Below are 12,638 nucleotides of genomic sequence, written 5' to 3'. Positions count from 1 at the left end.
CAGATTTATAAAATCTAGTTTAAGTGGTGATGTTGGACTCAGTGGGTTAGGACAAGGTTTTTGTCTGAAATCATGCTATAATAGATACATATGGAGGACAGAATATGTCAAGTGTAAAATTGTATCTAGTACGTCATGGGAAAACAATGTTTAATACGATTGGTCGTGCTCAAGGTTGGAGTGATACTCCACTGACAGCTGAAGGGGAACGAGGCATTCATGAATTGGGGATTGGCTTGCGTGAGTCTGGCTTAAGGTTTGAGCGTGCTTATTCAAGCGACTCTGGTCGGACTATTCAGACTATGGGAATTATCCTTGAGGAACTAGGTTTAACAGGGCAAATTCCTTATCGTATGGATAAACGAATCCGTGAATGGTGCTTTGGTAGTTTTGATGGTGCTTATGATGGAGACCTTTTTATGGGCATCATTCCTCGTATCTTTAATGTCGATCATGTGCATCGTTTATCCTACGCGGAGCTAGCTGAAGGCTTGGTAGAAGTGGATACAGCAGGCTGGGCTGAAGGCTGGGAAAAACTAAGTGGTCGCATCTGGGAAGGTTTTGAAGCCATTGCTAAGGAAATGGAAGCTAATGGGGGAGGAAATGCTCTCGTAGTCAGCCATGGAATGACTATTGGAACCATTGTTTATTTAATCAACGGAATGCATCCGCATGGCCTTGATAATGGAAGTGTGACGATTCTCGAGTACCAAGATGGTCAGTTCTCGGTCAAGATTGTTGGCGACCGTAGCTACCGTGAAATTGGACGAGCTAAACTAGAGGAGCAAGCTAGTTCAGAACAATAAAAGCCTATAAATGGCAGGCTCTAGCTTCCTTAATTATGACAGGTCTAATGGTAACGAGCTCACTCCTGCAACCACGTTATCTACAGGAAGTTTTAGAGGCACTGCTAACAGGTGATAACGAAGCTATTTATCATATTGGTTTTTGGTTAATCCTTGTTGCCTTGATTGGTTTGATTGCAGGTGGCATCAATGTTGTGTTAGCTGCCTACATTGCTCAAGGAGTTTCGTCAGACCTAAGGGAAGATGCCTTTCGTAAGATTCAAATTTTCTCATACGCTAATATTGAGAAGTTTAATGCAGGGAACCTTGTTGTTCGTATGACCAACGATATCAATCAGATTCAGAACGTAGTCATGATGACCTTTCAAATTCTCTTTCGACTACCACTTTTGTTTATCGGTTCCTTTATTCTAGCAGTTGTCACCCTACCTTCTCTGTGGTGGGTGCTAGTTCTCATGGTCGTTCTGATTGTTGCCATAATGGGTTTTATGATGGGAGTTGTGGGACCACGCTTTGCAAAATTCCAGACCTTACTAGAGCGTATCAATGCCATTGCTAAAGAAAATTTGCGTGGTGTGCGCGTGGTTAAGTCTTTTGTCCGAGAAAAAGATCAGTTTGATAAATTTACGCAGGTGTCAGATGAATTGTTGGGAGAAAACCTTTATATCGGTTATGCCTTTTCTGTTATGCAACCTGCAATGATGTTGATTTCTTACGGGGCTGTTTTTCTCTCAATCTGGCTTGTAGCAGGTATGGCAGAGTCAGATCCATCAGTAGTTGGTTCCATTGCTTCCTTTGTGAACTATCTGAGTCAGATTATCTTTACCATCGTCATGGTTGGATTTTTGGGGAATTCAGTCACTCGTGCTATGATTTCCTTCCGTCGTATTCGTGAAATCCTGGATACAGAACCGGCTATGACCTTCAAGGATGTGGAAGATGAAGAATTGGAAGGAAGTCTCAGTTTTGAAAATGTGACCTTCACCTATCCAAATGATGCAGAACCTATCCTAAAAGATGTATCCTTTGATATCGCAGCTGGTGAGATGGTTGGGGTTGTTGGAGCAACTGGTGCAGGGAAATCAACCTTGGCTCAGTTGATTCCACGACTGTTTGATCCTCAGCAAGGTTCGATCAAAATTGGCGGAAAGGACATTCGGACAGTTAGTGAAGGGACACTTCGCAAAACAGTTTCTATCGTCTTACAGAGAGCCATTCTTTTTAGTGGAACCATCGCAGATAACCTCAGACAAGGAAAGGGAGATGCGACAGTTTCAGAACTGGAACGCGCAGCTCGTATCGCCCAGGCAAGTGAATTTATTAGTCGTATGGACTTAGCCTTTGAAAGTCCGGTTGAAGAACGTGGGACCAACTTTTCTGGTGGACAAAAACAAAGAATGTCCATTGCGCGTGGGATTGTCAGCAATCCTAAAATCTTGATATTTGATGATTCAACCTCTGCCCTTGATGCCAAGTCAGAGCGCTTGGTTCAAGAAGCTCTCAACAAGGATTTGAAGGGAACGACTACGATTATCATCGCGCAAAAGATTAGCTCTGTTGTTCATGCTGATAAAATTTTAGTGCTTGACCAAGGTCGCTTGATTGGTCAAGGTAAACATGCTGACTTGGTTGCAACAAACCCAGTTTATCGCGAAATTTACGAAACGCAAAAAGGAAAGGAGGAGTAGGATGAAGACAGTTGAATTTTTTTGGAACTATTTTAAAGTTTACAAGACATCCTTTGTCGTTGTTATTGCTATGATTATCATTGCAACGATTGCGCAAGCCCTCTTTCCAGTATTTGCAGGTCAAACAGTCACAGAGCTGGCTAACTTGGTTATAGCCTATCAAAATGGTAACCCAGATATGGTTTGGCAAAGTCTCCTAGGACTCCTGCTCAATCTTGCCTATATTTTAATCGTTTTAGTAGTTTCTAGTCTTATCTATATGGTCTTGATGAGCCGCATTATTGCCGAATCTACAAATGAGATGCGTAAGGGACTTTTTGGCAAGCTTTCTCGCTTGACGGTTTCCTTCTTTGATCGCCATCAAGATGGGGATATCCTGTCACGTTTTACCAGTGATTTGGATAATATTCTCCAAGCTTTCAACGAAAGTTTAGTGTCTGTCATGACTAATATTGCCCTTTTTATTGGCTTGCTGATTGTTATGTTCGCAAAAAATGTCACCTTGGCTTTAATCACAATTGCCAGCACTCCAATAGCTGTTATCATGGTCTTCTTTATCTTAAAGCTAGCACGAAAATACACCAACCTCCAACAAAAAGAAGTTGGGAAGCTCAATGCTTATATGGATGAGAGTATCTCTGGACAAAAAGCCGTTATTGTTCAAGGCATTCAAGAAGATGTGATTGCAGGTTTTGTTGATCAAAATGAACGGGTTCGAAAGGCCACTTTCAAGGGAAGAATGTTCTCAGGAATTCTTTTCCCTGTTATGAACGGAATGAGCTTGGTCAATACAGCAGTAGTTATTTTTATAGGTTCAGCTGTTTTACTGAATGATCAGAACATCGAGACAGCAACTGCTCTGGGTTTGATTGTCATGTTTACTCAGTTCTCGCAACAGTATTACCAGCCCATTATCCAATTAGCAGCGAGCTGGGGAAGCTTGCAACTGGCCTTTACAGGTGCGGACCGTATCCAAGAAATGTTTGATGCAGAAGAAGAAATTCGTCCTCAAGATGCTCCAGTATTTAACGAATTAAAAGAAGGTGTGGAGATTCGTAACGTGGACTTCTCCTACCTGCCAGGAAAACCAATTTTGAAAGATGTTAGCATTTCAGCTCCAAAAGGAAAAATGATTGCGGTAGTTGGTCCGACAGGTTCGGGGAAAACAACCATCATGAACTTAATCAATCGTTTTTATGATGTGGATGCAGGAAGTATCAGCTTTGATGGCAGAGATATTCGCGAGTTTGATTTGGATAGTTTGCGAAGTAAGGTAGGAATTGTTTTACAGGATTCTGTTTTATTTAGTGGAACCATTCGAGACAATATTCGATTTGGTGTACCAGATGCCAGTCAGGAAATGGTAGAAGCAGCAGCCAAGGCTACGCATATCCATGAATATATCGAAAGTCTACCAGATAAGTATGATACCTTGATTAATGATGACCAGAGCGTCTTCTCGACTGGTCAGAAGCAGTTGATTTCCATCGCTCGTACCTTGATGACAGATCCACAGGTCTTAATCTTGGATGAGGCAACATCAAACGTTGATACTGTAACAGAAAGTAAGATTCAAAATGCCATGGAAGCTATTGTGGCAGGAAGAACTAGTTTTGTGATTGCTCACCGCTTAAAAACCATTCTCAATGCCGATCAGATTATTGTCCTTAAGGATGGTGAGGTTATCGAACAAGGAAATCATCACGAATTACTCAAGCTTGGAGGTTTTTACTCCGAACTGTATCACAATCAATTTGTCTTTGAATAATACTCTTCGAAAATCAAATTCAAACCACGTCAGCGTCCCCTTGCCGTACTCAAGTATAGCCTGCGGCTAGCTTCCTAGTTTGCTCTTTGATTTTCATTGAGTATAAGCAAAAAAGTTGTCCTAATTTTGGGCAACTTTTTCTGATAAAAAAAATTTATCACGGACTTTAAAAAAACATATTAGACAGGAGTGGGGAAGGATGATAAGATAAGATTATCAATGAAAACGAAAGGAAATCAGTAATGGCAAGAACGGTTGTTGGAGTTGCAGCAAATCTATGTCCTGTGGACGCAGAAGGAAAAAATATTCATTCATCTGTCTCTTGTAAATTCGCTGAGAGTATTCGTCAGGTTGGCGGACTTCCTTTGGTGATTCCAGTTGGTGATGAGTCAGTTGTCCATGACTACGTAGAAATGATTGATAAGCTTATCTTGACTGGAGGACAAAATGTTCATCCACAGTTTTATGGTGAGGAAAAAACGATTGATAGCGATGATTATAACCTAGCTCGTGATGAGTTCGAGTTGGCTCTTCTACAAGAGGCCCTACGTCAGAACAAACCAATTTTAGCCATTTGCCGTGGTGTTCAACTGGTTAACGTTGCCTTTGGCGGTACGCTCAATCAGGAGATTGAAGGTCATTGGCAAGGCCTACCTTTTGGGACTTCACATTCTATTGAGACAGTTGAAGGAAGTGTTGTGTCAAAATTGTTTGGTAAAGAAAGTCAAGTTAATTCAGTGCACCGTCAGAGCATTAAAGACTTAGCTCCAAATTTCCGCGTAACAGCAGTAGATCCACGTGACCAAACTGTTGAAGCAATCGAATCTATCGACGAACACCGTATTATTGGTCTCCAGTGGCATCCAGAATTTCTGGTTAATGAAGAAGATGGCAACTTAGAATTATTTGAGTATTTATTGAATGAATTGTAACGACTAGAAACCTAGTCGTTTTTTTATTCGTTGCTTACGAATATTTATAGAGTTGTATTTTTACGCAAACGTTTGAATTGTGATAAAAATTGGAAATTTTTAGTATAAAAACTTGAAAAAATTGTTAGTAAGCGTTATGATAGAAAAGAAGAAATTTTGGAGGAATACTATGTCACATATTAAATTTGATTATTCAAAAGTATTAGACAAATTTGTTGCACCACATGAAGTGGAGTACATGCAAGCACAAGTTACAGCAGCAGACGAATTGATCCGTAAAGGAACTGGTGCTGGTAGCGACTTCTTGGGTTGGTTGGACCTTCCTGAGAACTACGACCGCGAAGAATTTGACCGCATCTTGAAAGCTGCTGAACAAATCAAATCAGACAGCGATGTCTTGGTTGTTATCGGTATCGGTGGATCATACCTTGGAGCTAAAGCAGCCATTGACTTCTTGAACCACCACTTTGCAAACTTGCAAACAAAAGAAGAACGCAAAGCGCCACAAATCCTTTACGCTGGGAACTCAATCTCATCAACTTACCTTGCTGACTTGGTAGAGTACGTTTCAGATAAAGACTTCTCAGTAAACGTGATTTCTAAATCAGGTACAACAACTGAACCAGCCATCGCTTTCCGTGTCTTCAAAGAACTTTTGGTGAAGAAATACGGTCAAGAAGAAGCTAACAAACGTATCTACGCAACAACTGACCGCCAAAAAGGTGCAGTTAAGGTTGAAGCAGATGCTAACGGTTGGGAAACATTTGTTGTTCCAGATGACATCGGTGGACGCTTCTCAGTATTGACAGCAGTTGGATTGCTTCCAATCGCTGCATCAGGTGCAGATATCAAAGCCCTTATGGAAGGTGCGAATGCTGCTCGTAAAGATTACACATCAGACAAACTTTCAGAAAACGAAGCTTACCAATATGCTGCAGTGCGTAACATCCTTTACCGTAAAGGCTATGCTACTGAAATCTTGGTAAACTACGAGCCATCACTTCAATACTTCTCAGAATGGTGGAAACAATTGGCTGGTGAGTCAGAAGGGAAAGACCAAAAAGGTATTTACCCAACTTCAGCTAACTTCTCAACAGACTTGCACTCATTAGGTCAATTTATCCAAGAAGGAACTCGTATCATGTTTGAAACAGTTGTCCGTGTTGACAAACCACGTAAGAACGTAATCATCCCTACTTTGGAAGAAGATCTTGATGGACTTGGATACCTTCAAGGAAAAGACGTTGACTTCGTTAATAAAAAAGCAACTGACGGTGTTCTTCTTGCCCACACTGACGGTGACGTGCCAAACATGTACGTGACTCTTCCTGAGCAAGATGCCTTCACTCTTGGCTACACAATCTACTTCTTTGAATTGGCAATCGCCCTTTCAGGTTACTTGAATGCCATCAACCCATTTGACCAACCAGGTGTTGAAGCATACAAACGTAACATGTTTGCCCTTCTTGGTAAACCAGGATTTGAAGAATTGAGCAAAGAACTCAACGCTCGTCTATAATAGAGCTGAAAAGAGAGTGGTTTTACCACTCTTTTTACTATTTCTCGAAAAGAGAAATTGGACTCTGGCACGACTTGTGATATAATATAGAGAGCAAAAAGGCAGACGCCTAGAGACTTTATAGGAGAAGATATGTCAAAAGATATTCGTGTGCGTTATGCACCAAGTCCAACAGGACTACTACACATCGGAAATGCCCGTACAGCATTGTTTAACTACTTGTATGCACGCCACCATGGTGGAACTTTTATCATCCGTATCGAAGACACAGACCGCAAACGTCATGTCGAAGACGGAGAACGTTCACAGCTTGAAAACCTTCGTTGGTTGGGCATGGATTGGGATGAAAGTCCAGAAACTCATGAAAACTACCGCCAATCAGAGCGTTTGGAACTCTATCAAAAATATATCGACCAATTGCTTGCTGAAGGGAAAGCCTACAAATCTTACGTCACTGAAGAAGAGTTGGCAGCTGAACGTGAACGCCAAGAAGCAGCTGGTGAAACACCTCGTTACATTAACGAATACCTTGGTATGAGCGAGGAAGAAAAAGCAGCTTATGTTGCAGAACGTGAAGCCGCAGGTATTATCCCAACGGTTCGTTTGGCAGTTAATGAGTCTGGTATCTATAAGTGGCATGATATGGTCAAAGGTGATATCGAATTTGAAGGTGGCAATATCGGTGGGGACTGGGTTATCCAAAAGAAAGATGGCTACCCAACTTACAACTTTGCCGTTGTCATCGATGATCACGACATGCAAATCTCTCACGTCATTCGTGGAGACGACCACATTGCTAACACACCAAAACAGCTTATGGTTTATGAAGCACTCGGATGGGAAGCGCCAGAATTTGGTCATATGACCTTGATTATCAACTCTGAAACTGGTAAGAAGTTGTCTAAACGTGATACCAATACTCTTCAGTTCATCGAAGACTATCGTAAGAAAGGTTACCTTCCAGAAGCAGTCTTTAACTTTATCGCTCTTCTTGGTTGGAACCCTGGCGGGGAAGACGAAATCTTCTCTCGCCAAGAACTCATCAAGCTCTTTGATGAAAACCGTCTTAGCAAGTCTCCAGCAGCCTTCGACCAGAAGAAACTTGACTGGATGAGCAATGACTATATCAAGAATGCAGACCTTGAGACTATTTTTGAAATGGCAAAACCATTCCTTGAAGAAGCAGGACGTTTGACAGACAAGGCTAAAAAATTGGTGGAACTCTACAAACCACAAATGAAGTCAGTTGACGAAATCGTTCCATTGACAGACCTTTTCTTCTCAGACTTCCCAGAATTGACAGAAGCTGAACGAGAAGTCATGGCTGGTGAAACAGTGCCAACGGTACTTGAAGCCTTCAAAGCCAAACTTGAAGCTATGTCAGATGACGAGTTTGTGGTAGAAAATATCTTCCCACAAATCAAAGCAGTCCAAAAAGAAACAGGTATCAAAGGGAAGAATCTCTTCATGCCAATCCGTATCGCCGTTTCAGGTGAAATGCATGGTCCTGAATTGCCAGATACCATCTACTTGCTTGGACGTGAAAAATCAATTCAACACATTGAAAAAATGTTGGCTGAAATTGCGAAATAATCTTACGAAATTAAATTTCGTTCTAGATATTTGTAGAAGTAAAAACCGAGAGAATCACCTGGTTCTCTCTTTTTTATTGCCAAAGCAGAATCATATTCAATCAATACTCTTCGAAAATCTCTTCAAACCACGTCAGCTTTATCTGCAACCTCAAAGCCGTGCTTTGAGCAACCTGCGGCTAGCTTCCTAGTTTGCTCTTTGATTTTCATTGAGTATAAATTTTTAAGTGACGCTTTAAAAAGAGTTCTTTTTATATGTACTTATTTGAAAATGCAAAAGTTTTAGTGTATAATACTAAGTGACAGGGCAAGGGAAAGAAGTCAGTGATATGGTAAAATTCTTTACAAACAGACTCGAATTAGCCCAGACATCGTCTATGTTGTTTGTTGAGTCGACTTATTTTTTCTTTGCGTTTTGCTGAACACAGGAAGAAATTCATGAGTTCATGCAACTATCATCCATAACGATGCCTTCGTTTTCGATTCGAAGTTTATATGCGAGACTTTAGATTTAGATGTATGTCTTACTAGAGGTGCATATTTTTCTCTTTCTTCTCCCAAAATAGAAAGAAATCGACCTTGCTCTGTTTACCTTGCGTTAAGCAAGGTTTTTTTGTGGAATAGTAGTGGGCGATTTACGATTTTTCTATCAAGTGGTATAATATTAACTATCCTGATGAATTGAGGAAATCAAATGAAAGAATTTAACAAATCAATCAAATTAGAGCATGTGGCTTATGATATTCGTGGACCAGTTCTTGAGGAAGCCATGCGTATGCGAGCAAATGGAGAAAAAATCCTCCGTTTGAATACAGGGAACCCAGCTGAGTTTGGCTTTACAGCACCTGATGAGGTTATCCATGATTTGATTATGAATGCGCGTGATAGTGAAGGTTATTCAGATTCAAAAGGTATCTTTTCAGCCCGCAAAGCTATTATGCAGTACTGTCAGCTCAAAAAATTCCCAAATGTAGGTATTGATGATATCTATCTTGGAAATGGTGTTAGTGAGCTAATTGTTATGTCCATGCAAGGTCTCTTGGACAATGGCGATGAAGTCTTGGTTCCAATGCCTGACTATCCTCTGTGGACTGCTGCTGTCAGCTTGGCTGGAGGAAATGCCGTTCACTACGTCTGTGATGAAGAAGCTGAATGGTATCCAGACCTAGATGACATTAAGTCTAAGATTAGTTCAAATACTAAGGCTATCGTTTTGATCAATCCAAATAATCCAACGGGAGCCCTCTATCCCAAAGAGCTCTTGTTAGATATTATTGAGATTGCTCGTCAAAATGACTTGATTATCTTTGCGGATGAAATCTACGACCGTATGGTTATGGATGGGAATGTCCACACACCAGTAGCTAGTTTGGCTCCAGACCTTTTCTGTGTCAGCATGAATGGTCTGTCTAAATCTCACCGTATCGCTGGTTTCCGTGTGGGTTGGATGGTCTTGTCTGGACCTAAACATCATGTAAAGGGCTATATTGAAGGTCTCAACATGCTTTCAAACATGCGCCTTTGTTCCAACGTCTTGGCTCAACAGGTTGTTCAAACTTCACTAGGTGGTCACCAATCGGTGGATGAATTACTCTTGCCAGGTGGTCGTATCTACGAGCAAAGAAACTTCATTTATAATGCCATTCAAGATATCCCAGGTTTGTCTGCGGTTAAACCTAAAGCGGGTCTTTATATCTTCCCTAAAATTGACCGCAATATGTATCGTATCGATGATGATGAACAGTTTGTTCTTGATTTCTTGAAGCAAGAAAAAGTACTTTTGGTTCACGGACGAGGCTTTAACTGGAAAGAGCCAGATCACTTCCGTATCGTTTATCTGCCACGCGTAGATGAGTTAGCCCAAATCCAAGAAAAGATGACTCGTTTCTTGAAGCAGTATCGTAGATAAGGCTTTCATAGCAAAAAAGCTGGAAACATTTGCCAGAGCTATTGACAAATGCGAAAGAATCAGATAGAATAGTAAAGTATGTTTAGTAACTGATCACTTTATAGCCGGCTAAACGAATACAAAATCTATGAGGAGGTATTCATCGTGAAACGTACTTATCAACCAAGTAAACTACGTCGTGCGCGCAAACACGGATTCCGTAACCGTATGTCAACTAAAAACGGTCGTCGCGTATTGGCAGCTCGTCGTCGTAAAGGACGCAAAGTTTTGGCTGCATAATCCAAACGAATTCAACAAAGAAGTCAGTAGGAACTCGAGTCTACTGGCTTTTCTGTTGCCTAAAAAAGTGAATTTTCTAAAATATCTTTTTTAGAATAAAAACTTCAGCAGATGTATTGGAAAGACAGCATATAGAAAAAAGCTCAAAATCAGAAGGTGAATTTCTGATTTTGAGCTTTTCTTTATTCTTTCAAATGATAAGAGTAGCTGGCAACGACGACATCTTCGTGCCATCTGAGAGCATATTTTAATTTGAGACTCATTTGATTGTGTAGGATATTTTGCCAAGGTTTGTTAGGGATAAATTGGGGTACTAGAACTGTAACTGTGTAGTTCTTTTTCTTGGCTTCTTGAGAGATTTTACGAACATAGCGAACTGTAGGTGTGATGATATCGCGATAGCTAGTATTAATGTTTTTTAGAGTGATATTTGGGAAGTAGTCAGCAAATTCTTGGAGGATTTCTTGGTCTTTTTCTTCAGTTTCTTTGGTGGAAATGTGCATAGCCAAAACCTCATCTCCAATACTTTGAGCGTAGTTAATCGCTCCAACGCTGACTCGGGTCACATTTCCCACTAATACAAGGACGATATTGCCATCGTAGGTTTTCTTTTGAATTCCTTCATAAAGGCGAAGCTGTTTGGCCACTTTTTGGTAATGACTGTGGATGGACAAGAAGAGGAAGGTTAGGACCAGGATAATAGGGAAGAATGGCCAGATATCTCCAAGTCTGAAGAAGAGTAAGATAAGAACGATAGCATAACAAATGATGGCACCGAGGATATTTGCAAAAGCTGACTTCAAGAAATGAGAACCTTTTTCTTTTTTCCAGTGGCGAATCATCCCTGTTTGAGAAAGGGCAAAGGGGACGAAAACTCCGATAGTATAAAGAGGGATCAAGCGTTCTGTATTTCCGTTGAAAATGAGCAGGAGGATCATAGCACCGAAGGCCAATGTTAAAATACCGTTTGAGTAACCCAGGCGGTCTCCCTTTTCCATAAAGAGATGGGGCATGTACTTGTTCTTAGCCATATTGTATGCCAACATCGGGAAGGCAGAAAAACCAGTATTTGCAGCTACGGCTAGGATTAGGGCAGTTGAAAATTGGAAGAGATAATAAACAATCTGACCGAGAGCTGAATCCCCTAAAATTCCTTTAGCCATTTGTGAGAGGATTGTTTCTCCGTGTTGAGGTGTAATTCCCATCCAGTAATTTAGGAAGGTAATCCCTGCAAAGAGAAATCCAAGAATCAGAGACATGATGGTCAGTGTTTGAGCTGCATTCTTTTCTTTTGGGGTCTTGAAAAATGGAACAGCATTTGAGATGGCTTCAACCCCGGTTAATGAAGCTGAACCGCTGGTAAAGGCTCTTAAAATCAGGACGATTGAGAGACTCGGGACAGTTTGACCAATTGCAGAAGTTGCATGATAGCTGAGAGAACCAGTCAATAGTTGGAAGATACCAAACAATAAGAGGAAGACCGTGCTAAAGATAAAGAGATAGACAGGGATCATCAGAGAACTAGCAGATTCCCTCAAGCCTCGCAGATTCAAAAGCATGAGTAAACAGACCAAAAAAATGGAGATGTGGAGGTTGTAGGGATGGAGAGCAGGAAGTGCTGCTGTGATAGCATCAGCCCCTGCGGCCACGGATACGGCTACTGTTAGCATATAGTCAACAAGCAAGCTTCCACCGGCAATCAAACCGAGCTCAGGAGAAAGATTTTCTCGTGTTACCATATAGGCACCCCCACCTTGAGGGTAGGCGTGAATGATTTGTCGGTAAGAAATGGTTAGACTAGCAAGTAGCAAGAGGACAAAAATGCCGATAGGGAGACTCCACCAGATAGCAAGCGGAGATAGGCTAGCCAAGACAAGGACGACCTGCTCAGGTCCATAGGCGATAGATGAAAGGGCATCGCTTGAGAGCATTGCAAGTGCCTGTGTTTTTCCAAGTAGTCCTCCCTCGCCTTCAGTCAAGGACTTAAGGGGACGACCAATAAAGGTATATTTTAATTTCGTAAACATTTTCTTTCCTTTTCTGAAAATTTCAACAAGAGTTATTATACTGCTATGAAAATAAGTCGTCAAGAAAAAGTGAGTGATTTTAAAATATTTTTTCCTATAAGGATGAGAGCAGTTTTTT

The 12,638-nt window shown here is 41.1% G+C and carries 9 protein-coding genes; 8 read left to right on the top strand and 1 reads right to left on the bottom strand.

Annotated features, from left to right (window positions below; translation table 11 throughout):
* Positions 1-104 precede the first annotated feature (104 nt).
* The 8 genes from ADH81_RS08785 (at position 105) to rpmH (ending at position 10,493) form a co-directional block, all read left to right on the top strand.
* Positions 105-806, top strand: coding sequence for a histidine phosphatase family protein (locus ADH81_RS08785; RefSeq protein WP_049509191.1), 702 nt, complete (start codon positions 105-107; stop codon positions 804-806).
* Between the two features lie 47 nt (positions 807-853).
* Positions 854-2,494, top strand: coding sequence for an ABC transporter ATP-binding protein (locus ADH81_RS08780; RefSeq protein ID WP_414716814.1), 1,641 nt, complete (start codon positions 854-856; stop codon positions 2,492-2,494).
* A 1-nt stretch (position 2,495) separates the two neighbouring features.
* On the top strand, positions 2,496-4,262 hold the full coding sequence (locus ADH81_RS08775; protein WP_049528329.1) for an ABC transporter ATP-binding protein: 1,767 nt from the start codon (positions 2,496-2,498) through the stop codon (positions 4,260-4,262).
* Positions 4,263-4,504: 242 nt separating this feature from the next.
* Entirely contained in the window at positions 4,505-5,194 is a 690-nt protein-coding gene (locus ADH81_RS08770) for a gamma-glutamyl-gamma-aminobutyrate hydrolase family protein (RefSeq protein WP_049528328.1), read from the top strand.
* A gap of 169 nt (positions 5,195-5,363) precedes the next feature.
* The gene (locus ADH81_RS08765) at positions 5,364-6,713 is read left to right on the top strand and encodes a glucose-6-phosphate isomerase (RefSeq protein WP_000018249.1); all 1,350 of its coding nucleotides are present in this window, start codon (positions 5,364-5,366) and stop codon (positions 6,711-6,713) included.
* A gap of 132 nt (positions 6,714-6,845) precedes the next feature.
* Positions 6,846-8,306, top strand: coding sequence for a glutamate--tRNA ligase (gltX, locus tag ADH81_RS08760; protein ID WP_049528326.1), 1,461 nt, complete (start codon positions 6,846-6,848; stop codon positions 8,304-8,306).
* A 693-nt stretch (positions 8,307-8,999) separates the two neighbouring features.
* On the top strand, positions 9,000-10,214 hold the full coding sequence (locus ADH81_RS08750; protein ID WP_045762715.1) for a pyridoxal phosphate-dependent aminotransferase: 1,215 nt from the start codon (positions 9,000-9,002) through the stop codon (positions 10,212-10,214).
* Positions 10,215-10,358: 144 nt separating this feature from the next.
* A complete protein-coding gene (rpmH, locus tag ADH81_RS08745) occupies positions 10,359-10,493 on the top strand; it encodes a 50S ribosomal protein L34 (RefSeq protein WP_000831905.1) in 135 nt (44 codons plus the stop codon).
* A 182-nt stretch (positions 10,494-10,675) separates the two neighbouring features.
* Here rpmH and ADH81_RS08740 read toward each other — a convergent pair whose 3' ends face one another.
* Positions 10,676-12,520, bottom strand: coding sequence for an APC family permease (locus ADH81_RS08740; RefSeq protein ID WP_049528322.1), 1,845 nt, complete (start codon positions 12,518-12,520; stop codon positions 10,676-10,678).
* Positions 12,521-12,638: the final 118 nt, after the last annotated feature.

It is taken from the genome of Streptococcus pseudopneumoniae, from assembly GCF_001072925.1.
GTDB classification, from domain to species: Bacteria; Bacillota; Bacilli; order Lactobacillales; family Streptococcaceae; genus Streptococcus; species Streptococcus pseudopneumoniae_Q.
This window is presented reverse-complemented; position numbering and strand designations above follow the sequence as displayed.

Coding starts and splice junctions, on each gene's coding strand:
- ADH81_RS08785 (WP_049509191.1), top strand. CDS start 105: ATGTCAAGTGTAAAATTGTATCTAGTACGTCATGGGAAAACAATGTTT.
- ADH81_RS08780 (WP_414716814.1), top strand. CDS start 854: ATGGTAACGAGCTCACTCCTGCAACCACGTTATCTACAGGAAGTTTTA.
- ADH81_RS08775 (WP_049528329.1), top strand. CDS start 2,496: ATGAAGACAGTTGAATTTTTTTGGAACTATTTTAAAGTTTACAAGACA.
- ADH81_RS08770 (WP_049528328.1), top strand. CDS start 4,505: ATGGCAAGAACGGTTGTTGGAGTTGCAGCAAATCTATGTCCTGTGGAC.
- ADH81_RS08765 (WP_000018249.1), top strand. CDS start 5,364: ATGTCACATATTAAATTTGATTATTCAAAAGTATTAGACAAATTTGTT.
- gltX (WP_049528326.1), top strand. CDS start 6,846: ATGTCAAAAGATATTCGTGTGCGTTATGCACCAAGTCCAACAGGACTA.
- ADH81_RS08750 (WP_045762715.1), top strand. CDS start 9,000: ATGAAAGAATTTAACAAATCAATCAAATTAGAGCATGTGGCTTATGAT.
- ADH81_RS08740 (WP_049528322.1), bottom strand. CDS start 12,520: ATGTTTACGAAATTAAAATATACCTTTATTGGTCGTCCCCTTAAGTCC.